We start from the raw sequence: 23,198 nt of genomic DNA, 5'->3' as shown, positions 1-23,198 counted from the left end.
GCGACGGAAAACCCCAGGTGTACTAAGGAGGTTCCGTCGCGCGGCGACAGTCTCGGCCACCCGTTCCGGTACGTGGTCGGAGACCGCGCAAGAGAGGGGGACGCGCCATGGCCGAAGTGGGTCCCGGGCGGCGGTCCGGCGCGCTCGCAAGCAGATGTTTACCGTCTATGGATTTTGCTCAAAGGGTGTACGGGGTAGCCGGGCGCGCCACGAAGCACGGGCGGGGCTCCGAACCGGCCCCCTTGACCCCGCCCCGTTACGGCGTGTTGGTGAAGGCGCGGCGGTAGGCGCGGGGCGGCACTCCCCGGCGGCGCACGAACTGTTCGCGCAGGACGGTCGCGCTTCCGTAGCCGACGCGGCGGGCGATCTCCTCGACCGACAGATCCGTGGTCTCCAGGAGCTCCTCGGCGCCGCTCAGCCGCAGGCTCCGCAACCAGGCGTGGGGAGTGGTGCCGGTCGCGGCGGCGAAGCGGCGGGCGAAGGAGCGTTTGCTCATCAGGGCGCGCCGGGCCAGTTCCGCGACGGGAAGCGGCCGGTCGAGGTTCTCGCGGGCCCACGCGAGGACCTCGGAGAGGCGCTCGTCGCGGCAGCCCTCGGGGACGGGGGCGGCCAGGTACTGCGCCTGCCCGCCGTCCCGGTGGGAGGGCAGCACCATGTCCCGGGCGACCGCGTTGGCCATCGCGGCCCCGTGCTCCCGCCGCAGCAGGTGCAGGCAGAGGTCGAAGCCGGCGGCGGCCCCCGCGCCGGTGACGACGCGTCCTTCGTCGACGTAGAGGGCGTCGGGTTCGACGGTGACGTCGGGGTGGCGGCGGGCGAGCAGGTCGGCGAACCGCCAGTGGGTGGTGGCCCGCCGGCCGTCGAGCAGCCCGGCGGCGGCGAGCGCGAAGGTCCCGACGCAGTGGGCCACGACCAGCGCGCCGCGCCCGTGCGCGGCCGACAGCGCGTCGAGCACGGCGGGAGCGGGCGGCGTGCGGAAGCCGGCCCACGGCAGGGCGATCACCAGATCGGCCGAGGCGAGCCGGTCCAGGCCGTGCGTGACGGCGAGCGGCACCCCGAGGTCGGTGGGGACGGGACCGGGCCGCTCGGCGCACAGGGCGAAGTCGAAGCCGGGCAGCGCCTCGCCGTGCGGGCCGAAGACCTCGGCGACGATGCCGACGGCGAGCATCCCGACGCCGGGCGGGGCGTACGCGGCGACGGTCGTGAAGGGAGCCATGCGCGCAGTGTGGCACCAATCCTGCGATCGGCGGCAGACGTGCCACTCGTGAACGCCCCTCCGGGCGAAGAACATTGAGGGCATGACAGACGCACCGCTCGGCCGCAGCGCCGTGTACACGATCCTGACCACCGGATACGTCGGCTCCACCGGCCCCGGGGTCGCCGCCACCGTCTCCTACGTCGCCGACGCCGGCCGGCACGTGGTCTTCGACCCGGGCATGGTGGCGAGCCGCGACCTGATCCTCGCCCCGCTCGCGGAGCTGGGGCTCGGCCCCGACGACATCACCGACGTGGTGCTCAGCCACCACCACCCGGACAACACCATGAACGCGGGCCTGTTCGGGCGGGCCCGGGTGCACGACCACAAGGTGGAGTACTCCGGCGACGGCTGGCGGAACCGGGACGCGGAGGGGTACGAACTCACCCCGTCGCTCCGGCTGATCCGCACCCCGGGCCACAGCGCCGAGGACATCACCCTGCTGGCGGGCACGGAGTCGGGCGTGGTCGCCTTCGCCGGTGACCTGTGGTGGCACGCGAACGGCCCGGCGGACGACCCGGTGGCCCCCGACCGCGCACTGCTGCGCGCCTCCCGGCTCCGGGTGCTGGCCGCCGCCGACCTGATCGTGCCGGGCCACGGAGGGCCGTTCAGGGGCGACGAGACCACGCCGCGCTGAGTGCGGCCCGTACGGGCCGGGGTCTCCGGCCGGGCGACCGGGCCGACGACGGTCGGGAACCGGCCCCTACGGCCCCGGCACCCGCGCGGGACCGCCGGTGGCCTTCTGCGGCGACGGGCCCGCGGGGAGCAGCTCCGCGACGACGAAGGACGTGACGGCCGCCAGGATCACCACCGGGATCGTCTCGGAGTTGCCGAGGACCAGGACGATCAGGACCACGCTGCTGACCGGGAGCCGCAGGGCGGCGGCCGTCGCCGCGGCCATGCCCGCGGCCGCGCCGGGGATCACCCCGAGGCCGGGCAGCGGCGCGAGCAGCACGCCCACGGCCGCCCCCAGGAAGAGCACGGGGAACACAAGGCCGCCGCGCAGGCTCCCCAGACAGAGCGCGTACGCGGCGCCCTTGAACAGCAGGACGGCGAGCAGCGCGCCCACGCTCCAGGCGTGCGGGTCGGCGGCGAGCCCGACCAGCGTGGCCTGACCGGACGAGGCGACCTCGGCGGGGCTGCGCCCCGTCGCGACCGCGTAGAGGGCGGCGCAGCCCCCGGCGCCGACGGCGCAGACCACCGTCCGTACGAAGGGGGAGGCCGCCACGAAAGCGGCGGTCAGCCGACCGCCGATGAGCACCAGGTGCACCAGCGCGCCGATCCCCGCCGCCAGCACGACCGACCACACCACGTCCCCGGCGTCCAGCCGCGGGGGAGCGGTGGGGAAACGAGCCGTGAGACCGCCCGTCTCGAGACCGGTCCAGCGTCCGAAGCCCGTGAACACCACGGCCCCGACGCCGCTGGACAGCAGCGCGGGAAGCATGACGACGAACAGCCGCGGCCCGCCCACGCCCGCCACTTCGATCAGGAGCACGGCGGCGACGAGGGGGTTGCCGAAGATCGCGGCGATGGCCGCCGCCGCACCGGCCGCGCCCAGGAGCGCGGTGCTCTGCGGGGTGGCCGGGGCGCGGACGAGGTGCCGGAAGAGCAGGGCCAGACCGCCGCCGAGCGCGATCAGGGGCGCCTCGGGGCCGAGGACGGCACCGAACGGCAGGCTCGCGACCGCGGCGACGACCACCCCCGGCAGGGCGGCCGCCGAGGAACCTCCCGCGTGCAGGCCGCCGGCGGGGACGTGACCGCCCGCGCCGGGCAGCCGGGTCACCACGAGGCCCACGACGACCCCGGCGACGGCGAGCAGCGGCAGCGGCCACCAGGCCGGAGGGGCCCCGAGGCCGAGCGCCTTCGGCAGGTCAGCCCACAGCACGTGCTCCAGCTGGTGGAGCCCGACGAGGAACCAGAAGGCGGCCAGCGAGACGGGGACGCCGACCAGAGCGCTGAAGACGAGGGCCTTGAGGTACGCGGGGGTCCGCAGGAGGTCCCGCAGCCGGTCGGCCTCCGAGCACTCCTCGGGCTCCGGCGAGGAGGCCGGAGGCGTGTGCGGCGCGGTCATGGATTCCGTCCTTCCGGGGCGGGCGGGGCGGGCGGGGCGGGCGAGGCGGTCGGTACGGGCTGTAGGAGCTGTAGGAGCTGTAGGAGCTGTACGGGCGTCACGGCTCGGGCCGCTCCGGTGCCGTGGCGGACCGCTGCCGCTCCACCCCCATGCGGACCGCCCCGACCAGGACCTTCGCGACCAGGCCCACCAGGACGAGGTCGGCCACCATCTGGCACGTGGTCAGCACGCGGGCCGCCTCCGACACGGGCGCGATGTCGCCGAAGCCGACGGTGGCGAAGACGGTCACCGTGAAGTACAGGGCGTCGTTCCTGCTGAGCGGTTCGGAGAAGGGCTGCCCTCCCTGTTGTCGCGCGTACAGGAAGTAGGTGGCCGCGAACAGCAGCAGGAAGAGGGGGATCGCGGTGGTCAGGGCCTCGACCGCGCGCAGCCGGGGGTGGGGCGAACGGACGATGCCGACCGTCTGGAGGGCCAGCAGCACGCCGAGCGCCGACAGGCCCAGGACGAGCACCACGACGGTGTGCCGGTCGAGGTCCTTGTCGAAGGGGAGCAGGTAGTAGCCGACGGTGGCCGCCGCCGACACGACCGTCGACCGCAGCAACGGCAGGAACGAACGCGCGCGGCGCGGACCCGCGGGCCGGCTCCCGTCACGTCCCGGCAGCGGATTCATGAGGGCCTCGGCTCCTTCCCGGCCTCCTGACGGCCGCTCCGGTCCACCGCACCGGCGTCGTCGGGGAACTCGCGCGCGACGAAGCACCCGCCGCCCGTCCAGCAAAAGCGCTCCTCCCGCATCCCGCGACCGGAGACCCCGCCGGATGCCGCCGGAAGGCGCACGCCGGTGACCGGACCTTCGCGTACGCCCCGGCCCGGGCGAGCCCCGCACGCGCCCGAAGCCGCCGCCGGGGCCGCCGCCGGAACTGCCGCCGGCGGCCGCGGGAGCGCCCTAGTGTCCCCGTACACCCTCTTTCCACAGGGCAAAACCAGGAGGTTTCGTCATGACGTACTCGGGTCGTTCCGCCGTCGGCGGTGCCGCGGCGGCCGCCGCCGCGGCCGCGCTTCTCCTCGGCGGCGGGGGCACCGCGTCCGCGCAGCCGTCGTCGCCCAAGCCCCAGCAGATCGGCTCGGCGCAGCTGCAGGCGCACCTCACCGAGGCCGTCGCGCAGGAGCGCCTCGCCGCCGCCTGCCTTCCGGCCTGCGCCGGACAGATCGTGTAGCGGCCGGACCGGCGAGGAGACCGAGATGAGCACCGCGGAACGTTCCGGGACGAGCAGGACCTGGTGCCCGAGCGGCAGCCCGGAAGCGCCGGAGGCGGTCGTGCTGGGCGTCCGCTCCGGGCAGGACGGGGAGGTCGTGTACCTCGCCGACCCGGTGCCGGCGAGGGACGTCCTGCCGGTCGTCCCGAAGGACGTCGCGCCGACCCGGGTGCTGCGCTTCGCGTCGCACTGCGTCAGCGACTGTCTGCACCGCAGGGGCAACGACTGCACCTTGGTGGAGCGGGTGGCGGTCACGCCGACGGACGAGAACCGGAACGTGCCGCGGTGTCATCTGCGCGCCCACTGCAAGTGGTGGGCGCAGGTCGGCGTGGACGGCTGCCGCCGCTGCCCGGCCCTGGCGACCACCGTCGTCGAGGGCGACGACCTGGGCGCCCTGGTCGCCGATCCCCGCACCACCCGCGAGCAGCTCGACGCGTGGATGGCCCGGGCCGAGACCGACGCGCCCCGCGCGGCCGCCGCCCCCGTGGCCCTCGGGACGGCGTGACACGAGGCGGCCATCTGTGCTTCCTCGTCGCCGGACCGGAGACCCGAGAGCTCGGCCGGCCGGACACCGGGTCCCGGCGCCGGGCCCCGCTCATGGAGGAAGGCCCGGGTGCCGGGTGCCGCGGCGATCCGGTCACGGCCCCGCGCACGGCCCGCCGGGCTCCGGCATAGGGTTCCCCGCATGAAGAGGGAGCTGGACGAGGGCCGGAGGGCGGCCGGGGCCGGGGACTGGGTGGCCGCGGGACACGCCTTCGTCCGGGCCGCCATGGAGGGCAGCGCCGAGGGCGCCGAGCTGGCGGCCGGGGTGACCGTCGAACTCGTACCGATGGCGGACGGCGGGTCGGCGGAGGCCGCCGCCCTGCTCGCCGGGATCTACCTGGAGTACTTCGACGAGTCGGCCCTGCCCATGGCCGTGCGTTACGCCCGCGCGGCGGCCGAGGCCGGGCTCCCGGCCGGGCAGCGCACCTACGGGCACATGCTGGTGGCGGGCCTGGGCGTCGAGGAGGACCGGGCGCGCGCCGTCGAACTGTTCCGGGCGGCCGCCGGGGGCGGGGACGCCTACGGCATGTTCAACCTCGCCCACCTGGTCGACGACCCCGACGAGTCCCTGCGGCTGCTGGAGGCCGCCGCGCACGAGGGGGTCGCCGCCGCCGGTGCCGTACTCGCCGACCGGCTGTCCGCCCTGGACCGGGACGAGGAGGCGCTGGGCTGGTACGTCCGGGCGGCCGAGCGCGGGCACACGGGCGCGATGAACGCCGCCGCCTGCTGGTACCGCGACGGCTTCGGCACCGAGCCGGACCCGGTGCGGGCGGTGCGCTGGTTCCTCGCCCTGCTCGCCCACGGCGACGGGGACGGCGCCCACGAGGCGATCCGGCTGGTGAGGACCGGGGCCCTGACCGAGGAGCAGATCCGCGAGGCCGGACGGCTCGCCGGTGACCCCGGGGCGGCCGAGGCCCTGATCGGCACGGCGCTGATCGGCACGGCTCTGATCGGCGACCGGGCCTGAGGGGACGCCGCTCGACCCCGCCCGGCGCTAGGAGGCGACAGGCCCCTGCGGGGAGCGCAGGACGAGCAGGGTGATCTCGCTGGGGGCGAAGACGCGGAAGGGCGGGCCCCAGAAGCCGGTGCCGCGGCTGGTGTAGAGGAGGGTGCGCGCGCCGTGGCGGCTGAGACCGGCGACGGCCGGCTGGTCGAGGCGGACCAAGTAGTGGAAGGGCCAGATCTGACCGCCGTGGGTGTGGCCGGAGAGCTGGAGGTCGATGCCGTGTTCCGCCGCGCGTTCCACGAACTTCGGCTGGTGGGCGAGGAGCAGGACGGGGAGGTCGGGGTCGGCGCCGTCCAGGGCTCCGGCGAGGTGGGCGCGGTGGCCCGCGAGGCCGGAGGACTCGGCGGTGACGTCGTCCACGCCGGCGACCACGAGGGTGTCGCCGCCGCGTTCGAGCAGCAGGTGGCGGTTGCGCAGGGGCTCCCAGCCCAGCTCGTCCATCAGGTCGACCCAGCCCTGCGCCTCGCTGTAGTACTCGTGGTTGCCGGTGACGTAGACCCGTGCCCGGGTCGCCCGCACGGTGCCGAGCGGCTCGGCCTGGGCGCGGCGGCGCTCGGCCGTGCCGTCCGCGATGTCGCCGGTGTGGCAGACCAGGTCGGCCTCCAGGGCGTTCACCGTCTCGCAGACCCGTGTCGACCAGCGGGCGCGGTCGAGCGGGCCGTAGTGGGTGTCGGTGATCAGGACGACCCGGGTGCCGTCCAGCCCGGCCCCCAGGCGGGGGAGCGGCACGTCGAGCCGCCGCACGCGCGGCACGCGCCGGGCCTCGGCGTAGCCCCGGGCGAGCAGGACGGCGGTCGTGCCGAGGACGGCCCAGGTGACGGTGCGCGCCCGGTCCTGCCCGTCGCCGACCCCGGCCACGGCCAGGGCGGCCCGCAGCAGGACGCCGAGCAGGACGGACCAGGTGAACAGGACCCAGACGCCGCCCAGCAGCGTGTCCCCGACGATCGCCGCCCGGTCCCGCTGGCGCCGGCCGTGGCCGCGCGTCATCGCGAGCGGCATGACGACCAGACCGAGGACGAACAGGGCGGTGCCGACCGGCGCGACGGGGAACGGCCAGTGCTGACCGGTGTGCAGGAGCACCCAGCACGGCACGGCCCACAGCAGGACGGGGGCGATCAGGGGGACGTAGCGCATCAGGCGCTGCAGCCGCCCCGGTGAAGCTCCTCGGGCTTCACCGGCGGCGGATCGGGTGTCACTGGTCTCGGTCACGCTTCCCCTCCCGGGGTTCTGCCCGGCGGACCGTGCCCGTGGCGGAGCCGGGCGGCGGCCGCGGCACGGTCGTCGTACCGGCCGTCCGCCCGCGGCACGGCTCCGCTCCGGTCCCGACTGCCGGATCCTCTTGGAGAGTCCATTGTCCGCCGGTCGCGGGAAGGACCCTCCTCCGGGCTCCGGAGGACGCGGACACCACCGGAGGGCCGGTCCCTCACTCCGCCACGCGCTCGGCGCCCCCGGCCTCCCGGTCGGTGCTTCCGATCAGGACGCGCAGGGCCTCGTCGAGGCGGCGGAGCTGGTCCGGGGTCGGGCCGGAGGAGAGGTCCGCGAGGGTCTCGACGAGGCCGGTCAGGGCGGCGACGGCGAGGCCCTCGGTGGTGCGTCACCGCCCTCGCCCACGTCGAGGTCCTCGACGCGGGACGGAAGACGCTGCCGCCCCACGCGGAAGAGGTCACCGCGACCCTGCACGCGGCCGGGCCCCCTCCTCGCCGGCACCGACGACATCACCTCCACCCGCGCCGTCACCGACGTCTGGCGGCGCGGAACCCACCACCCCCGCTGAGCCCTTCGCGCCCCGGCCGGCCGCACGAAAGCGGGGCGCCGCCCCGGCTCAGGACGAGGACGGGGCGACCGCGCCCGTCTCCAGCCCGGCCAGGCGCAGGAGGAGGGCCTTCACGTCCGTGGCCTCGACCCGGCCGTCCACGGCGCCCGGGCGGGAGCACAGGAGGAGCGGGCCCTCGTCCTCGCTCGTGGGCAGGAGACCGTGGCTGCCGCGGAGGGGGGAAGGATCGAGGGGGACGACCGCGAGCCGGTAGCGCATCCCGAGCTTCTTCCGGGCGATCTCCCTGGCCGCCTTGATCCGCACGTACGGGTCGGCCGGGTCCATGAGGAGTTCGGCGGGGTCGTAGCCGGGCTTGCGGTGGATCTCGACCAGCTGGGCGAAGTCGGGGGCGCGGGCGTCGTCCAGCCAGTAGTAGTACGTGAACCAGGCGTCGGGTTCGGCGAGGGCGACCAGCTCCCCCGAGCGCGGGTGGTCGAGCCCGTGCTCCTTCTTGCCCTCGTCGTCGAGGAGCCGCGCGAGCCCCGGGAGGTCCGCGAGCGCCTCCCGGACCGCCGGGAGGTCGGCGGGACGCCGGACGTAGACGTGGGCCACCTGGTGGTCGGCCACCGCGAAGGCCCGGGACGTCATGGGGTCCAGGTACTCCATGCCGTCCTGGACGTGCACCTCCAGGAGGCCTGCCCGGCGCAGCGCGCGGTTGATGTCGACGGGTCGTTCCACCCGCGTGATGCCGTACTCGGAGAGGGCCACGACCGTGCGGCCCCCGGCCCGGGCGTCCGCCAGGAGCGGGCCGACGACGGCGTCGAGCTCGGCGGCGGCCCGGTGGGAGCGCGGGTCGTCGGGGCCGTAGCGCTGGAGGTCGTAGTCGAGGTGCGGGAGGTAGCAGAGGGTGAGGTCGGGGTCGCGGGTGCGCATGACGTGCCGGGTGGCCTCGGCGATCCACCGGCTGGAGACGATGTCGGCCCCCGGGCCCCAGAAGTGGAAGAGCGGGAAGGTGCCGAACCTCTCGGTGAGTTCGTCGTGGAGGGCCGGCGGGCGGGTGTAGCAGTCGGGTTCCTTGCGGCCGTCCGCGTAGTAGACCGGGCGGGGGGTGACGGTGACGTCGGTGTCGGCGCCCATGGCGTACCACCAGCAGATGTTGGCGACGGTGTAGCCGGGGTGGGCGCGGCGGGCGGCGTCCCAGAGCCGGTCGCCGGAGACCAGTCCGTTGTGCTGGCGCCACAGCAGCACGTCGCCGAGGTCCCGGAAGTACCAGCCGTTGCCTACGACGCCGTGCTCCGACGGGAGGGTGCCGGTCAGGAAGGTGGTCTGGGCGGCGCAGGTGACGGCCGGCAGGACGGTGGCGAGGGGCGCCCGGGAACCGGCGGCGGCGAGCGCCCTCAGGTTCGGCATGTGCTCCAGGAGCCGGGGGGTGAGACCGACGACGTCCAGGACGAGGAGCGGGGTGGGGCGCGGGGAGGCGGGCGTTGGGGAGGCGTCGGTCATGGCAGTTCCTTGAGGCCGAGGTCGGTCAGGAGGTCGCGCGCCAGGGAGAGTTCGGCGGCGATGCCGTCGGCGAGCCGGGCCCGGGTGAGGGGCCGCAGCTCGGGCGGGAGCGCCTGCCAGGTGTAGGTCTCGACCTCCAGGTGGCGCGTCCGGGGGACGGGACCGCCCACGAGCAGGGCCAGGGCGTCCGCGACCACCGGGAGCGTGGAGGCCAGCGGCGGCGCGGGCCGCGCGTGCAGGGGGACGTGGAAGTGGGAGCGCCAGGGGCCCGTACGGGGGAGGGACTCTCCCGCGAGGGCCTCGCCGAGGTCGTCGGTGCCGCGCAGCCCGCCGGCGGCGACGGTACGGGTCTGGTGGAGGAACCGGGGCTCGGCGAAGGCCGCCAGCGCCTCGCGCACGGCGGGCAGGTGCGGGTGTTCGGCGTGCAGGGCGGCGGACAGCTGGGCCTTGGGGACGGTGACGCCCGCCGCGTCCAGGGCGGACAGCGCGCCGGCCGGGTCCTCGAAGGAGGTGGCCAGGTGGCAGGTGTCCACGCAGACGCCGACGCGGTGCGGCGCGCCGACCGCCGTGAGGGGGCCGATGGCGTCGGCGGTGGTCTCCACGGCGCAGCCGGGTTCGGGTTCGAGGGCCACCCGGACCGACTTGCCCGTCAACTCCTCCAACAAGTCGAGGCGTTCGGCGAGGACGGCCAGGGCGTCCCGCGCGGCCGCCCGCCCGGCCGGGCCGAACCCCCGGCGCCACGCGAGCGGCAGCGTGGAGATCGTCCCCTCGGTGACGTCGGCGGGCAGGAGGGCGGCGAGGAGACGGGCCAGATCGGTCGTGTACGCCAGGCGCTCGGGCTCGGTCCAGTCCGGCCGGTACACCCGGTACTTGACCTCGTCCAGGCCGAAGCCCTCGTACGGGAAGCCGTTCAGGGTGACGACCTCCAGGCCCCGGCGGTCCAGCTCGGCCCGCAGGGCGCGCAGCGCCGCCGGGTCGTCCGTCAGGGAGCGGGACACCGGCCTCGCCAGCCACAGGCCGATGCCGAGCCGGTCGCGCCCCAGCCGCCGGCGGACGGGCTCGCAGTGGTCGCGGAGCTGGGCGAGGACGCCGTCGAGGGTCTCGGCCGGATGGACGTTGGTGCAGTACGACAGGTGGACGACGGACCCGTCGGGGTGCCGGAAGCGCATCGCCGTACCCCCTCATTCCCCGCCGCGCAGAACGGAGTTGCCCTCGTGCAGCCCCCGCGGCGGCGGGACGTCGAGCCGGAGGCGGCCGCTGAGCCCGTAGAAGGCGACCGGGTTGCGCCACAGCACCCGGTCGACGTCGTCCTCGTCGAACCCGGCGGCGAGCATCGCCTCGCCGACCCGGCGGGTCTTCAGCGGATCGCTCTTCCCCCAGTCCGCCGCCGAGTTGACCAGGACCCTCTCGGTGCCGTGGTCCTTCAGGACCGCCACCGTCCGGTCCTCGTCCATCTTGGTGTCCGGGTACACGGAGAAACCGAGCCAGCAGCCGCTCTCCGCGGCCTCCCGGACCGTCGTCTCGTTGAGGTGGTCGAGGAGGACCCGCTCGGGAGGGAGGGCGGACTCGCGGACCACGTCGACGGTGCGGCGCAGCCCGGCGAGCTTGTCCCGGTGGGGCGTGTGGACCAGCGCCGGCAGGCCGTGGTCGGCGGCGAGCTGAAGCTGCGCGGCCAGGGCGGTGTCCTCGGCGGGCGTCATGGAGTCGTAGCCGATCTCGCCGACGGCGACGACGGAGTCCTTGACGAGGTAGCGGGGCAGGACGTCCAGGACGGGGGCGCAGCGGGGGTCGTTGGCCTCCTTGGGGTTGAGCGCCAGGGCGCAGTGGTGGGCGATGCCGTACTGGGCGGCCCGGTAGGGCTCCCAGCCCAGGAGGGCGTCGAAGTAGTCGAGGAAACTGGCCGGGGAGGTGCGCGGCTGGCCGAGCCAGAAGGACGGCTCGACCAGGGCGCGGACACCGGCGGCGTACATGGCCTCGTAGTCGTCGGTGGTGCGCGAGGTCATGTGGACGTGGGGGTCGAAGATGCGCATCGGGACTCCTCGGGCTACGGACGTGCCTGGACCGTCAGGGCGAGCACGCGCTCCAGGTCGTGGGGGACGTCGCGGCCGGCGGCGGTGCGCTCGGCGGCGTGGTCGGTGAGCATGAGGGCGAGCGTGGCGTCGCCGCGGGCCCGGCGCCGCAGCCCCGCGACCGTGTCGACGGGGACGTGGACGAAGAGGCACTTGAGGACGGCGTGCCGCCAGGAGTGCTGGTCGAGGTGGGCGGCCGCGTAGGGGCCGACGGCCGCGGCGACGAGCCGGGTGTCGTGGGTGCGCAGCGCGTCGGCGACGAGGGGCAGCGCCTCGGGGCCGTCCACGAGGTGCGGCAGGGCGTGGAGCACGGCGCGGCGTTCGGCGGCGCTGCCCCGGTGGTAGAGGCGGTCGAGGGCCTCCTGGCCCGGGCGGGCCCCGGTGAGGAGGAGGACGCGGACGGCGTCGGCGTGCTCGTGCCCGCAGTGACGTCCGGCGGCGGCGAAGCGCAGCTCCCAGGCGGGGACGGCGTCCGGGGCCCCGGACGGGTCCGTACCGGCGGCTTCCGCCAGCGCTTCGGCCAGCCACGCGCGGGCGGTGTCGGTGAGTCGCGCGTCGAGGGCGGCGCGCGAGACGGCCGGGGCGTCGGGGGAAGGGGCGGCGGGGGAGGGGATGTCGGGGGAGGGGACGACGGTCACGCGGCCGGGCCTCCTTCCGGGGTCAGTGAGCGGATGAAGGCGAGGGAGTCGCGGGCGAGTTCGGGACCCGCGTGCGAATGGCGCGGCAGTTCGACCACGGCGAGCCCCCCGTACCCGGTGGAGGCCAGGGCGTCGAGCACCGGCGGGAAGTCGATCTCGCCGTCGCCGAACGGCAGGTGCTCGTGGACGCCGCGCCGCATGTCCTCGATCTGGACGTGGCGCAGCCAGGGAGCGGCGGCGCGGACGCAGTCGGCGGGCGGCAGCGGCTCCAGGCACTGGCAGTGGCCGATGTCGAGGGTGAGGCCGAGGGGCGCGGGGTCTCCCAGGGCGGCCCGCAGCCGGTGGAAGTCGTCCAGCGTGGCCAGGAGGTGACCCGGCTCGGGCTCGATCGCGAGCGGGACGCCCGCGGTGCCGGCGGCCTCGACGACCGGCCCGAGCGCTTCCGCGAGGCGCTTCCACGCGGTGTCCGGGTCGGTGCCGGGCGGCGCGGTGCCGCTGAAGCAGTGCACGGCGTGGGCACCGAGGTCCGCGGCGACCCGCACGGCGGTGACGAGCAGCCCGACGCGGGCGGCGCGGTCGTCCGGGTCGGGGTCGAGGAGGGAGGGCCCGTGTTTGCGGCGGGGGTCCAGGACGTAGCGGGCGCCGGTCTCGACGGTCACGGAGAGGCCGAGCCCGCCCAGCCGGTGCGCCACGCGCGCGGTGCGGGCGGCCAGGCCGGGGGCGAGGGGGTCGAGGTGCATGTGGTCGAGGGTGAGGCCGACGCCGTCGTAGCCGAGGTCGGCCAGGAGCCCGAGGGCGTCGTCCAGCCGGAGGTCGGCCAGTCCGTTGGTCCCGTAGCCGTAACGCAGGGGGACCGGGGCGGGGGTCGTGGGGAGTCCGTTCACGTGGGGCTGACCTTTCGTGCGAGACGGCGGGTCAGGGGGACGAGACCCAGGAGGGCGAGTCCCCCGGCGGTCGCTCTGGAGCGGGACATGAGGGCGGCCTGGAGGGGGATCATCGCCCGGATGCCACCGCCGACGGCACGCCCGGTGAGGAGCGGGGACGGGTTCAGGGCCGCGTGGAGGAGGGGACGGGCGGCGGTGCGGACGTAGACGGCGGCGAGGAGCGGGGTGACGCGCTGCGCCGTGGAACGGCGAGGCACGGACGCTGGTCTCCTTCCCGCGCCGGGACTGTACGGGGCCGGGTGGGCCGGACCCTGGTGGTACGGGTCCGGGCGGGTCGAGGCGGTGAAAGCGCCGAGGACCGTGGCGGCGGCGAGCGCGCCCAGGGGCGCGCCCGTGGAACCGCCCTGGACCTCGTGCCGGGACACGGCGGTGACGGCGTAGGTGTGCGCCGCGAGCACCACGGCGGAGGGGAGGGCGGCGAGCGGCGAGGCGGCCGGGGGAGGGGCAGCCGTACGGTGAGAGGCACCTCCCGCCCCGCCCGCGCCGGGCGCGCCCGGCACCCCCCTCCGGGGCACCGACGCCGTCGCCGTGGCGCCGAGGATGAGGTCCAGGCCCCGGGCCGTGGCCATGGCGGCCGGGCCGGCGGGCGTGTGCTTGAGGCGGAGGTCGTACGCCCAGACCGTCGCGGCCAGGGCCGTGGCGACCGCCAGCGGGGGACGGCCGGCGCGGGCCGCGAGGGCGAGTCCGGCGGCGGTGAGCACCCCGGCCGCGCCCAGGGCCGCCCCGGGGCTCACCCGGCCGGAGGGGACGGGGCGGTGGGGGCGCTCGACGGCGTCCTCGTGCCGGTCCGCCCAGTCGTTGAGCGCCATGCCCGCCTCGTAGAGGCACAGCGAGGAGCCGACGGCCCAGGCGGTGCCCCTGCCGGGCCGCACCCCCACGGCGGCGGCCCCGGCGAGGGCGTCGCCCGGGACGCTGAGCAGGGCCGAGACGCGCAGGAGCTCGCTCCAGGCCCTCAGCCTCCCCCCGGCGGGCCGGGGGAACGGGGAGCGGATCATCCGGCCTCCCGGAGCCGGTCGGCGAAGGAGAGGAGCGCGCCGAACTGTTCGGACAGCCCGGCCGGGCCGCCGTCGGGATCCTTGAAGTAGAAGCCGAGTTCGGGGCGGGGCCCGGTGAGGCCCGCCTCGTGGGCCCGGGCGACGAGCCGCGCCAGGTCCAGGACCAGCGGGGCGGCGAGGGCCGAGTCGCACCCCTGCCAGATCGTCTGGAGGATCGTCCGGGAGCCGAGGAAGCCGTCGAAGGCGATGTGGTCCCAGGCCGTCTTCCACTCGCCGAGCGCGGGGACGTCGTCGATGTGGACGTCGCCCTCGACGCCCGCGCCGAGCGTCTCGGTGAGGACGCGTTCCTTCCCTGCGTTCTTGGCGGCGGCGGCCGCCGGATCGGCCAGGGCCGCCCCGTCCCCGCCGCCCAGCAGGTTGGTCCCGGACCACGCCCGTACGGTCAGGGCCCGCTGGACGAACATCGGGGCGAGGACGGACCGCAGGAGCGTCTGGCCCGTCTTGCCGTCACGGCCCGCGTGGGGGAGGCCGCTCGCCTCGGCGGCGGCCGTGAGCGCGGGGGTCCGCAGCCCGGTCGAGGGCGTGAAGTTGACGTACGGGCAGCCGGCGCGCAGCGCGGCGGCGGCGTACAGGGAGCTGGGCGGCAGACGCGTGGCGTCCGGCTCCGGCAGCGGCTCGGTGGAGGAGACGTTGACGACGACGACCCGCGCCAGCGCGTGACGCGTACGGAAGGCGGCCAGGTCGCCGGCGAAGCCGGTGATCAGCTCCTCGTCGGTGCGGGTGTCCCCGGGGAGTGGTCCGCCCGGCCGTATCTCCCCGTCGGCCGAGGCCAGTTCGGCGTGGACGGCCCGGGCGAGACCGGCGGGGAGCACACCGGCCCCGGTGAGGTCCTCGGCGCGTTTCGGCAGGGGGCAGTCGGCGGTATCGTGACCGCCGAAGACGAGCGAGCCCAGCGGGGGCAGCCCCGCCCCCACGAACGGTGGCGTCTCGGTGACCATGCCGGTCGGTGGGTACAGTCCCGTGGTGACGGCCGCGCACCCGGTGACGGCGGTGGTCGCCACCGATCCGCGCGCCCCCACGAACCAGACTCCGGTGCGTGTCCGCCGGTCGTGGACCGGTCTCCCCGTCGTGTTCCCGTGCTGCACTGTCCGCCTCCCTGCCGTGTCGGTGTAGGTGTCGGTGTAGGTGTCGGTCCGGGCCCCCGTACGGGTCTCGTCGTGGGCGGGGAAGACGGCGGGCGGGGGGTACGACGCCTCCCCGCCCGCCGCCGGCTCATGGACGGCCCCTCCGTGCGGGCCCGCCCTCCGGCTCCCGGCGGCGCTCGCGGTTCACGGGCCGGAGAAGGCCGCGTCGAAGGAGGCGGCCGGGGGGTCGAAGTCGTACCGCTTGAGGAAGGAGAGGGCCTCGGGGGCGCCGATGAGCCGGTCCATGCCCGCGTCCTCCCACTCCACGGAGACGGGCCCGGTGTAGCCGATCGAGCGGAGCATCCGGAAGACGTCCTCCCAGGGCACGTCGCCGTGGCCCGCGGAGACGAAGTCCCAGCCGCGCCGGGGATCGCCCCAGGGCAGGTGGGAGCCGAGGCGCCCGTTGCGGCCGTCGAGCCGCTTGCGGGCCTCCTTGCAGTCCACGTGGTAGATCCGGTCGCGGAAGTCCCACAGGAAGCCGACCGGGTCGAGGTCCTGCCACACGAAGTGGCTCGGGTCGAAGTTCAGGCCGAAGGCGGGGCGCCGGCCGATCGCCTCCAGGGCGCGCTGGGTGGTCCAGTAGTCGTAGGCGATCTCGCTGGGGTGCACCTCGTGGGCGAAGCGCACGCCCTCGGCGTCGAAGACGTCGAGGATCGGGTTCCAGCGCTCCGCGAAGTCCTCGAAGCCGCGCTCCACCATGCGCTCGGGGACCGGCGGGAACATCGCGACCAGGTGCCAGATGGAGGAGCCGGTGAAGCCGACGACGGTGTCGACGCCGAGCGCCGCCGCGGCCCGCGCGGTGTCCGCCAGCTCGCGGGCCGCCCGCCGCCGCACCCCCTCGGCGTCGCCGTCGCCCCAGATCCGGCCGGGCACGATCGCCCGGTGGCGCTCGTCGATCGGGTCGTCGCAGACGGCCTGTCCCACCAGGTGGTTGGAGACCGCCCAGCACTTCAGGCCGTACGCGTCGAGAAGTTCCCGCCTGCCCTTGACGTACGCCGGGTCGGCGAGCGCCCTGTCCACCTCGAAGTGGTCTCCCCAGCAGGCGAGTTCGAGTCCGTCGTAGCCGAAGTCGCGGGCGAGCCGGCAGACCTCCTCCAGGGGCAGGTCGGCCCACTGGCCGGTGAAGAGCGTGAAGGGTCGTGGCACGGTCCGGTCCTCCTGGCGGGATGCGAGGCTGAGGGGATAGGGGGCTGATGGGATACGAGGCGGGCGGGATACGGGGCTGGCGGGATGCGGGGGCTGGGCGGACACGGGACTAGGCGGACACGGGGGTGTAGACGGCGTTCTTCGCCGCGCTCTCCTCCACGGCGGCCAGCACCCGCTGGACCTGGAGGCCGTCCGCGAACGACGGCGCGGGAGCCGTCCCCGCGGCGATCGCCGTCACCAGGTCGCGGGCCTGGTGGGCGAAGGTGTGCTCGTAGCCGAGCGTGTGGCCGGGCGGCCACCAGCCCTCCAGATAGGGGTGGCCGGGCTCGGTGACGAGGATGCGGCGGAAGCCGGCCGTGACGGCGGGCTCGGTGTGGTCGTGGAAGGACAGTTCGTTGAGCCGCTCCAGGTCGAAGGCGAGGGAGCCCCGCTCGCCGTCGACCTCCAGGCGCAGCGCGTTCTTGCGGCCGGGCGCCATCCGGCTCGCCTCGAAGGTCGCGAGCGCCCCGGAGGCGAGCCGCCCGGTGAAGACGGCCGCGTCGTCGACCGTGACGGGACCGTGGCCCGTACCGCCGGAGGCGTGCAGACCGGCCGACACCCCGGCGAGGAGGGGCCGCTCCCGGACGAACGTCTCCAGCTGCGCCGACACCCCGACCAGCGGCTCCCCCGCCAGGTACTGGGCGAGGTCCACGATGTGCGCCCCCAGGTCGCCGAGGGCACCCGACCCGGCGTGCTCGCGCTCCAGGCGCCAGGTCAGCGGGAAGTCGGGGTCGACGAGCCAGTCCTGGAGATAGCTGAGCCGCATGTGCCGCAGCGCGCCGAGCCGGCCCTCCGCGACCAGCCGGCGGGCGTGCGCCAGGGCCGGCACCCGGCGGTAGTTGAAGCCGACCATGGCCACCTGGCCGCGCTCCCCGGCCCGCGCGGCGGCCGCCGCCATCGCCTCGGCCTCGGCCACCGAGTTCGCGAGCGGCTTCTCGCACAGCACGTGCTTGCCGGCCTCCAGGGCGGCGACGGCGATCTCCGCGTGGCTGTCGCCCGGCGTGCAGACGTCGACGAGGTGGACGTCGTCGCGGGCGATCAGGGCGCGCCAGTCGGTCTCGGCGGCGGCCCAGCCGTGCCGGCGGGCGGCGGCCCGGACGGCGCCGGCGTCACGGCCGGCCACCGCGGCGAGCACCGGCCGCAGCGGCAGGTCGAAGGCGCGGCCGACCGTGCGCCAGCCCTGGGAGTGGGCCGCGCCCATGAACGCGTAACCGATCAGGCCGATGCCGAGCGTCGGCGGGACCCTCTCGCTGTCCCTCTGTTCCATTGGTGTCCTCTCGCAGGCACCGGCCACGGCCGGTGGAGACGTCGGTTCCGTGGCGCGCCGGAAGCGGGCCCCGCCCGGACGGGGCCGAAGGACCGGCGGACCGCCGGTGGTCCGCCGGACGGCGCTCGTGCCGGTCAGTTGAAGCCGGTGGGCAGGTAGTCGTCGACGTTGTCCTTGGTGACGACGGCGGAGTAGAGGGTGATCGAGGCGGGGATCTCCAGCTCGGACATGCCGCCGATCCCCTTCTTCTGGCCGAGGGCGCGGGCGAGGTCGATCGCGGAGGCGGCCATGGTCGGCGGGTAGAGGACGGTGGCCTTGAGGACGCCGGAGTCGGCCTTGATGGCGTCCATGGCGGACTTGGCCCCGGCGCCGCCGACCATCAGGAAGTCCTTGCGGCCGGCCTGGGCGATGGCGCGCAGCGCGCCCACGCCCTGGTCGTCGTCGTGGTTCCACAGGGCGTCGAACTTCTGCTGGGCCTGCAGGAGTTGGGCCATCTTGGCCTGCCCGGACTCGACGGTGAAGTCGGCGGCCTGGCGGGCGACCTTGCGGATGTTCGGATAGTTCTTCAGGGCGTCGTCGAAGCCCTGGGTGCGCTGCTTGGTGAGCTCCAGGCTGTCCATGCCGGCGAGTTCGACGACGGTGGCGTTCGGCTTGTCCTTGAGCCGCTCGCCGATGAAGCGGCCGGCGTTGAGGCCCATGCCGTAGTTGTCGCCGCCGATCCAGCAGCGGTAGGCCTGCGGGGAGGCGAAGATCCGGTCGAGGTTGACGACGGGGATGCCCGCCTTCATGGCCTGGAGGCCGACCTGGGTGAGGGCCTTGCCGTCGGCCGGCAGGACGACCAGGACGTCGACCTTCTTGTTGATGAGGGTCTGGACCTGGCCGATCTGGGCGGCGGTGTCGTTGGAGCCCTCGGTGATCTCCAGGGTGACGTCGGAGTACTTCGCGGCGCGCCGCTTCGCGTTCTCGTTGATGGCGTTGAGCCAGCCGTGGTCGGCCTGCGGGCCGGCGAACCCGATGGTGACGGGGGTGCCGGGCTTGTCCTCGGCGGCGGGCGCGGCGCTCCCGGCGGGCGCCGCATTCTTGGGCTCGTTGCTGGTGCAGGCGGTGAGGAGGGCCCCGGCGGAGACGGCGGCGCCGCCGAGGAGGAGGTGTCTGCGGCTGGTTTCCGGCATGGCGGTGGATCCCTTCGAGCGGGTGTCGGGGGAGGAGTCGGGAGGCGGGGGAGGGGTCGGGGTGTCAGGCGTCGCGGGCGGCGCGGTGCTGCACGAGGACGGCGGCGACGATGATCGCGCCCTTGGCGATCTGCTGGACGGCGCTCTCCAGGTTGTTCAGGGCGAAGATGTTGGTGATTGTGGTGAAGACGAGGACGCCGAGGACCGAGCCGACGATGGTGCCCCGGCCGCCGCTGAGGAGGGTGCCGCCGATGATCGCGGCGGCGATGGCGTCGAGCTCGTACAGGTTGCCGTTGGTGTTCTGGCCGGAGCCGGCGAGCACGATCAGCAGGAAGGCGGCGATGCCGCAGCACAGCCCGGAGAGCAGGTACAGGTAGAGGCGCTGGCGGCGCACGTCGATGCCGGCGAGCCGGGCGGCCTCCGCGTTGCCGCCCACGGCCACCGTCCGGCGGCCGAACGTGGTGCGGTTGAAGAGGAGCCAGCCCACGACGGTGACGGCGGCGAAGACGAGGACGAGCGGCGGGATCCCGAGGACGTAGGCGTCGGGGAGGCCCAGGTCCAGGACGGATTCGACGGTGACGATCTGGGTCCTGCCCTCGGTGATCTGGAGGGCGAGGCCGCGCGCGGAGGCGAACATCGCGAGGGTCGCGATGAAGGGGACCATCCCGCCGTACGCGACGAGGAGGCCGTTCACGAGGCCGCAGCCCAGGCCCACGACCACCGCCGTGAAGAGGATGCCGGCGAAACCGTACTCCTGGGTCGCCACCGTGGTGGCCCAGACGGACGCCAGCGCCACGATGGCCCCGACCGACAGGTCGATGCCGCCGCTGGTGATGACGAAGGTCATGCCGACGGTGACGACGCCGATGACCGACGCCTGGGTCAGGACGAGCTGCAGATTGCTCGCGGCCAGGAACTCGTCGGGCCTGGTGACGCCCCCGACGACCAGCAGGGCGGCCAGGACGCCGAGCAGGGACAGGTTGCGGACGTCCGGGCGGAGGCCCAGGGGCCGGCGCGCCGCGGTCTTCCCGCCCGGCGGGGGAGAGAAGGGGGTGACCGGCGCGTCCTGCCCCGCCGGAGTGGTCGACTGTGTCATGCCGTCGGGCTTCCTTCCATCACGAGGTCGAGCACGCGGTGCTCGTCGAGTTCCCGGGCGTCGGCGGTGTGGACGACGGTCCCCTCGCGCAGCACGAGCACGCGGTCGGCGAGGCCCAGCACCTCGGGCACCTCGCTGGACACGAGGAGGACGGCGAGGCCCTCGTCCGCGAGCCGCCGGACGACCGCGTACAGCTCGGCGCGGGCGCCGACGTCGACCCCGCGGGTCGGTTCGTCGAGGAGCAGCACCTTGCAGCCGCGCAGCAGCCAGCGGGCGAGCACCGCCTTCTGCTGGTTGCCGCCGGACAGGGTCCGGATCCGGGCGTCGGGGTCGTCGGGCCGCAGGGACAGCTCGCGGGTCGCCCGCCGGGCGTCCTCCCGCTCCCGCCGCCGGTCGAGCCAGCCGCCGCGCGAGAAGCGGCCGAGGGAGGAGACGGAGACGTTGCGGGTGACGGACTCCATCGGCAGCAGGCCCTGCGCCTTGCGCTCCTCGGGGGCGAGGCCGATGCCGGCGCGGACGGCCGCGCGGACGCTGCCCGGCCGCAGGGGCACCCCGTCGACGAGGACGCGCCCGCCGGTCGGCCTGCGCGCGCCGTAGACCGTCTCCAGGATCTCGGAGCGCCCCGATCCGACGAGCCCGGCGAGACCGATGATCTCGCCGGGGCGCAGCTCCAGGTCCAGCGAGGTGAACTCGCCCTCGCGGCACAGGCCTTCGACGCACAGGACGGGTTCGGGCCTGGCGGCGGCCGTCGGCGCGGGGCGCTCGGGGAAGACGTACTCGACACTGCGGCCGGTCATCAGCGTGACGACCTCGTCGGTCGAGGTGGTCTTCGCGGGCAGCCCGCCCGCGACGGTCCGGCCGTCCTTGATGACGGTGACCCGGTCGCCGATCCGGCGGATCTCCTCCAGGCGGTGGGAGATGTAGACGACGGCGACCCCGTCGGCGGTCAGGTCGCCGACGGTCCGGAACAGGTTGTCGACCTCTTCCGGGTCGAGGGCGGCGGACGGCTCGTCCATGACGATGAGGCGCACGTCGTGCGAGAGGGCGCGGGCCATGGAGACGATCTGCCTCTGGGCGGCGGAGAGTTCGCCGGCCCGGCGCGCGGGGTCGATCTCGCCGTGGCCGAGGCGTCGCAGGAGCCGTGCGGTGGCGGCGCGGGCGGTCCGTGCGCGGACGACGAAGCCCGCGGAGGTGGGCTCGTGGCCGAGGAAGACGTTCTCGGCGACGGACAGCCCCTCGACCAGGTCGAGTTCCTGGTAGATGGTGGCGATGCCGAGGCGCATGGCCGCGATCGGGGAGCCCGGCGTCACGTCGCGTCCGCACCAGGTGATCGTGCCGCCGTCCGGCTGGTGGGCGCCGGCGAGGACCTTGATCAGGGTGGACTTGCCGGCGCCGTTCTGGCCGAGGACGCAGTGGACCTCTCCGGCCCGGACCTCCAGGTCGACGCCGTCGAGGGCGCGGACTCCGGGAAACGACTTGGTGATGCCGGACATGGTGAGCAGGGGCGGTTCTGGTGCCATGACGATTCCTCGGCTGTTGCGGGCCGTGAGCGGGCAGGGCGGACGCGAGGGCGGGGGCGTGACCGGATGTTCCGACGGCGCTACGGGGCCGCGGCGATGGGGTCGTACGGGTGGTGCGGGACGTACGGGCGGTACGAACGGGTGCGGGCGTACGGGGGCTACGAACGGTGCGGGCGTACGAGCGGTGCGGAGCGTACGGGTGCTACGAACGGTGCGGGGCGTACGGGTGGTACGGAGCGGTACGGGGCGCGCGTGCGGCGGGTCGTACGGGGGTGCCCGCGCGGCACCGGGCGGTGCTCACGTGCTCGGCACCTCCCGGTGCCGTCGTGCTCGGCGCCTCCCGGCGCCGCTGTGCCGGACACCTCGCGGTGTCGTCGTGCTCGGCACCTCGCGGTGCCCGCCGGTCCGGATCAGGCCGGCGAGAACAGGTGGTCGCTGATGAGCCGGGCCGCGCCGGTCACGCCGGCGGTCGAGCCGAGCTCGCCCAGGACGATGGGCAGGTTCCTGGTCGCGAGCGGGAGGGAGCGCCGGTACACCTGGGTCCGCACGCTCGCGAGGAGCGTGTGCCCGAGTCCCGTCACCCCGCCTCCGATCACGACCATCCCCGGGTTGAAGAAGCTCACCAGACCGGCGATGACCTGGCCGACCCGGTCACCGCCCGCCCGGATCAGGTCCAGGGCCGCGGCGTCCCCCGCCGCGGCGGCCGCGGAGACGTCCGCCGCGGTCAGCGCGCCCGCGGCCTCGAGCCGGGCGGCGAGGGCGACCGAACGTCCCTCGCGCGCCGCGTCCTCGGCGTCACGGGCGAGCGCGGCGCCGCCGAAGTGGGCCTCCAGGCACCCCCGGTTGCCGCACCCGCAGGCCCGGCCCTCCGGATCGACCTGGATGTGCCCGATGTCGCCGGCGCTTCCCGTCGTACCGCGGTGGACCTCCCCGCCGACGACGATCCCGCAGCCGATGCCGGTGCCGATCTTGACGTACAGGAAGTCGCCCACGGACCGGGCGACGCCCGCGTGCTGCTCTCCCATGGCCATCAGGTTGGCGTCGTTGTCGACCATCACGGGGCATCCCAGGTCCTGGCTGAGCGCCTCCCGGACGGGGAACCCGTCCCATCCGGGCATGATCGGCGGGGCCACCGGGACGCCCTCGGGGAAGCGGACGGGGCCCGGCACGCCGATGCCCGCGCCGTCGAGCCCGTCCGTCAGGCCCGACGCCTTGAGCTTGCCGACCATCGACAGGACCTGCTCGAAGACCGCGACGGGGCCCTCGCGCACGTCCATGGAGTGGTTGAGGTGTCCCAGGACCTCCAGTTCGGCGTTGGTCACCGCGACGTCGATCGACGTCGCGCCGATGTCGACGCCCAGGAAGCGGAGTTCGGGAGCGAGCCGGATGTTGTGCGAGCGGCGTCCGCCCCGGGAGGCGGCGAGTCCGTCCGCGACGACGAGGCCCGTCTCCAGGAGCCGGTCCACCTCGACCGCGAGCTTGGAGCGGGAGAGGTCGACCTGATCGCCGAGCTGGGCACGCGAGTTGGGGCCGCCGTCGCGCAGCAGCCGGAGCAGGCGGGCCTGATGCGCGTTCGCGGGCCGGGCCGTCATGCGCCTCATGTCCCCCTCCTCTCCTCGTTCTCGCTTCGCTTTCGAGGGGAACGTAGCAGTGCTCCACCGGAAGGGGAAGAACTTGCGCACAGTTCCGCTTCGACTTTTCCCACGCACAGGACAAAGAAGGAGTGTGTGCGGGCCGTACGCCATGG

The 23,198-nt window shown here is 75.0% G+C and carries 21 protein-coding genes; 4 read left to right on the top strand and 17 right to left on the bottom strand.

Annotated elements, in window-relative coordinates; all coding sequences use genetic code 11:
- Positions 1–256: 256 nt before the first annotated feature.
- A complete protein-coding gene (locus ACIQD7_RS01065; RefSeq protein WP_402438260.1) occupies positions 257–1,213 on the bottom strand; it encodes a GlxA family transcriptional regulator in 957 nt (318 codons plus the stop codon).
- Positions 1,214–1,295: 82 nt separating this feature from the next.
- Here ACIQD7_RS01065 and ACIQD7_RS01060 point away from each other — a divergent pair, with 82 nt between their 5' ends.
- On the top strand, positions 1,296–1,889 hold the full coding sequence (locus ACIQD7_RS01060) for an MBL fold metallo-hydrolase (RefSeq protein WP_121829912.1): 594 nt from the start codon (positions 1,296–1,298) through the stop codon (positions 1,887–1,889).
- Positions 1,890–1,955: 66 nt separating this feature from the next.
- Here the strand turns inward: ACIQD7_RS01060 and ACIQD7_RS01055 are convergent, their stop codons facing one another.
- Both ACIQD7_RS01055 and ACIQD7_RS01050 read right to left on the bottom strand, forming a co-directional pair.
- The gene (locus ACIQD7_RS01055) at positions 1,956–3,323 is read right to left on the bottom strand and encodes a chloride channel protein (RefSeq protein ID WP_402438257.1); all 1,368 of its coding nucleotides are present in this window, start codon (positions 3,321–3,323) and stop codon (positions 1,956–1,958) included.
- A gap of 97 nt (positions 3,324–3,420) precedes the next feature.
- Complete coding sequence (locus ACIQD7_RS01050; RefSeq protein ID WP_402438254.1) at positions 3,421–3,993, bottom strand: potassium channel family protein; 573 nt, start codon at positions 3,991–3,993, stop codon at positions 3,421–3,423.
- Between the two features lie 325 nt (positions 3,994–4,318).
- Here ACIQD7_RS01050 and ACIQD7_RS01045 point away from each other — a divergent pair, with 325 nt between their 5' ends.
- The 3 genes from ACIQD7_RS01045 (at position 4,319) to ACIQD7_RS01035 (ending at position 6,086) form a co-directional block, all read left to right on the top strand.
- Complete coding sequence (locus ACIQD7_RS01045; RefSeq protein ID WP_402438250.1) at positions 4,319–4,537, top strand: hypothetical protein; 219 nt, start codon at positions 4,319–4,321, stop codon at positions 4,535–4,537.
- A 25-nt stretch (positions 4,538–4,562) separates the two neighbouring features.
- The gene (locus ACIQD7_RS01040) at positions 4,563–5,081 is read left to right on the top strand and encodes a hypothetical protein (RefSeq protein WP_402438247.1); all 519 of its coding nucleotides are present in this window, start codon (positions 4,563–4,565) and stop codon (positions 5,079–5,081) included.
- Between the two features lie 180 nt (positions 5,082–5,261).
- Positions 5,262–6,086: a tetratricopeptide repeat protein gene (locus ACIQD7_RS01035; RefSeq protein ID WP_402438244.1), complete on the top strand. Its 825-nt coding sequence runs from the start codon at positions 5,262–5,264 to the stop codon at positions 6,084–6,086.
- A gap of 27 nt (positions 6,087–6,113) precedes the next feature.
- On the opposite strand, the gene ACIQD7_RS01030 is transcribed toward ACIQD7_RS01035, so the two are convergent.
- The 14 genes from ACIQD7_RS01030 to ACIQD7_RS00965 all read right to left on the bottom strand — a co-directional run bounded on the left by ACIQD7_RS01030 (position 6,114) and on the right by ACIQD7_RS00965 (position 23,043).
- On the bottom strand, positions 6,114–7,334 hold the full coding sequence (locus tag ACIQD7_RS01030) for a metallophosphoesterase (protein WP_402438241.1): 1,221 nt from the start codon (positions 7,332–7,334) through the stop codon (positions 6,114–6,116).
- Between the two features lie 613 nt (positions 7,335–7,947).
- Complete coding sequence (locus ACIQD7_RS01025) at positions 7,948–9,381, bottom strand: alkaline phosphatase family protein (protein ID WP_402438238.1); 1,434 nt, start codon at positions 9,379–9,381, stop codon at positions 7,948–7,950.
- Positions 9,378–10,550, bottom strand: coding sequence for a metabolite traffic protein EboE (gene eboE / locus ACIQD7_RS01020; protein ID WP_402438235.1), 1,173 nt, complete (start codon positions 10,548–10,550; stop codon positions 9,378–9,380). Before eboE ends, ACIQD7_RS01025 begins: the two co-directional genes overlap by 4 nt.
- A 12-nt stretch (positions 10,551–10,562) precedes the next feature.
- Positions 10,563–11,411, bottom strand: a complete 849-nt coding sequence (locus ACIQD7_RS01015) for a TatD family hydrolase (RefSeq protein WP_121829934.1) — start codon at positions 11,409–11,411, stop codon at positions 10,563–10,565.
- Between the two features lie 14 nt (positions 11,412–11,425).
- Complete coding sequence (locus ACIQD7_RS01010; protein ID WP_402438230.1) at positions 11,426–12,088, bottom strand: EboA domain-containing protein; 663 nt, start codon at positions 12,086–12,088, stop codon at positions 11,426–11,428.
- On the bottom strand, positions 12,085–12,972 hold the full coding sequence (locus ACIQD7_RS01005) for a sugar phosphate isomerase/epimerase family protein (protein ID WP_402438227.1): 888 nt from the start codon (positions 12,970–12,972) through the stop codon (positions 12,085–12,087). Before ACIQD7_RS01005 ends, ACIQD7_RS01010 begins: the two co-directional genes overlap by 4 nt.
- A complete protein-coding gene (locus tag ACIQD7_RS01000) occupies positions 12,969–14,027 on the bottom strand; it encodes an SCO3242 family prenyltransferase (RefSeq protein WP_402438224.1) in 1,059 nt (352 codons plus the stop codon). The genes ACIQD7_RS01005 and ACIQD7_RS01000 overlap by 4 nt, the downstream gene beginning before the upstream one ends.
- On the bottom strand, positions 14,024–15,172 hold the full coding sequence (locus ACIQD7_RS00995; protein WP_402438221.1) for an inositol-3-phosphate synthase: 1,149 nt from the start codon (positions 15,170–15,172) through the stop codon (positions 14,024–14,026). The genes ACIQD7_RS01000 and ACIQD7_RS00995 overlap by 4 nt, the downstream gene beginning before the upstream one ends.
- Before the next feature lie 183 nt (positions 15,173–15,355).
- On the bottom strand, positions 15,356–16,357 hold the full coding sequence (locus ACIQD7_RS00990; RefSeq protein WP_402438218.1) for a sugar phosphate isomerase/epimerase family protein: 1,002 nt from the start codon (positions 16,355–16,357) through the stop codon (positions 15,356–15,358).
- Between the two features lie 109 nt (positions 16,358–16,466).
- The gene (locus tag ACIQD7_RS00985) at positions 16,467–17,663 is read right to left on the bottom strand and encodes a Gfo/Idh/MocA family protein (RefSeq protein ID WP_402438215.1); all 1,197 of its coding nucleotides are present in this window, start codon (positions 17,661–17,663) and stop codon (positions 16,467–16,469) included.
- 134 nt (positions 17,664–17,797) lie between these two features.
- Positions 17,798–18,835, bottom strand: coding sequence for a substrate-binding domain-containing protein (locus tag ACIQD7_RS00980; protein ID WP_402438212.1), 1,038 nt, complete (start codon positions 18,833–18,835; stop codon positions 17,798–17,800).
- Positions 18,836–18,899: 64 nt separating this feature from the next.
- The gene (locus ACIQD7_RS00975; RefSeq protein ID WP_161374406.1) at positions 18,900–19,931 is read right to left on the bottom strand and encodes an ABC transporter permease; all 1,032 of its coding nucleotides are present in this window, start codon (positions 19,929–19,931) and stop codon (positions 18,900–18,902) included.
- The gene (locus ACIQD7_RS00970) at positions 19,928–21,451 is read right to left on the bottom strand and encodes a sugar ABC transporter ATP-binding protein (protein WP_402438209.1); all 1,524 of its coding nucleotides are present in this window, start codon (positions 21,449–21,451) and stop codon (positions 19,928–19,930) included. Before ACIQD7_RS00970 ends, ACIQD7_RS00975 begins: the two co-directional genes overlap by 4 nt.
- 410 nt (positions 21,452–21,861) lie before the next feature.
- Positions 21,862–23,043, bottom strand: coding sequence for an ROK family transcriptional regulator (locus tag ACIQD7_RS00965; RefSeq protein WP_053647808.1), 1,182 nt, complete (start codon positions 23,041–23,043; stop codon positions 21,862–21,864).
- Between the last annotated feature and the right edge of the window lie 155 nt (positions 23,044–23,198).

Source organism: Streptomyces sp. NPDC093071 (genome assembly GCF_044754545.1).
In the GTDB taxonomy this organism is placed as follows: domain Bacteria; phylum Actinomycetota; class Actinomycetes; order Streptomycetales; family Streptomycetaceae; genus Streptomyces.
Note: the sequence above shows the minus strand (reverse complement) of the source record. Positions and strands in the feature narration are given on the sequence as shown.

Bases quoted from the DNA above. Each gene is read 5' to 3' on its own strand.
- ACIQD7_RS01065 (WP_402438260.1), bottom strand. From the start codon at position 1,213: ATGGCTCCCTTCACGACCGTCGCCGCGTACGCCCCGCCCGGCGTCGGG.
- ACIQD7_RS01060 (WP_121829912.1), top strand. From the start codon at position 1,296: ATGACAGACGCACCGCTCGGCCGCAGCGCCGTGTACACGATCCTGACC.
- ACIQD7_RS01055 (WP_402438257.1), bottom strand. From the start codon at position 3,323: ATGACCGCGCCGCACACGCCTCCGGCCTCCTCGCCGGAGCCCGAGGAG.
- ACIQD7_RS01050 (WP_402438254.1), bottom strand. From the start codon at position 3,993: ATGAATCCGCTGCCGGGACGTGACGGGAGCCGGCCCGCGGGTCCGCGC.
- ACIQD7_RS01045 (WP_402438250.1), top strand. From the start codon at position 4,319: ATGACGTACTCGGGTCGTTCCGCCGTCGGCGGTGCCGCGGCGGCCGCC.
- ACIQD7_RS01040 (WP_402438247.1), top strand. From the start codon at position 4,563: ATGAGCACCGCGGAACGTTCCGGGACGAGCAGGACCTGGTGCCCGAGC.
- ACIQD7_RS01035 (WP_402438244.1), top strand. From the start codon at position 5,262: ATGAAGAGGGAGCTGGACGAGGGCCGGAGGGCGGCCGGGGCCGGGGAC.
- ACIQD7_RS01025 (WP_402438238.1), bottom strand. From the start codon at position 9,381: ATGACCGACGCCTCCCCAACGCCCGCCTCCCCGCGCCCCACCCCGCTC.
- eboE (WP_402438235.1), bottom strand. From the start codon at position 10,550: ATGCGCTTCCGGCACCCCGACGGGTCCGTCGTCCACCTGTCGTACTGC.
- ACIQD7_RS01015 (WP_121829934.1), bottom strand. From the start codon at position 11,411: ATGCGCATCTTCGACCCCCACGTCCACATGACCTCGCGCACCACCGAC.
- ACIQD7_RS01000 (WP_402438224.1), bottom strand. From the start codon at position 14,027: ATGATCCGCTCCCCGTTCCCCCGGCCCGCCGGGGGGAGGCTGAGGGCC.
- ACIQD7_RS00985 (WP_402438215.1), bottom strand. From the start codon at position 17,663: ATGGAACAGAGGGACAGCGAGAGGGTCCCGCCGACGCTCGGCATCGGC.
- ACIQD7_RS00980 (WP_402438212.1), bottom strand. From the start codon at position 18,835: ATGCCGGAAACCAGCCGCAGACACCTCCTCCTCGGCGGCGCCGCCGTC.
- ACIQD7_RS00975 (WP_161374406.1), bottom strand. From the start codon at position 19,931: ATGACACAGTCGACCACTCCGGCGGGGCAGGACGCGCCGGTCACCCCC.
- ACIQD7_RS00970 (WP_402438209.1), bottom strand. From the start codon at position 21,451: ATGGCACCAGAACCGCCCCTGCTCACCATGTCCGGCATCACCAAGTCG.
- ACIQD7_RS00965 (WP_053647808.1), bottom strand. From the start codon at position 23,043: ATGACGGCCCGGCCCGCGAACGCGCATCAGGCCCGCCTGCTCCGGCTG.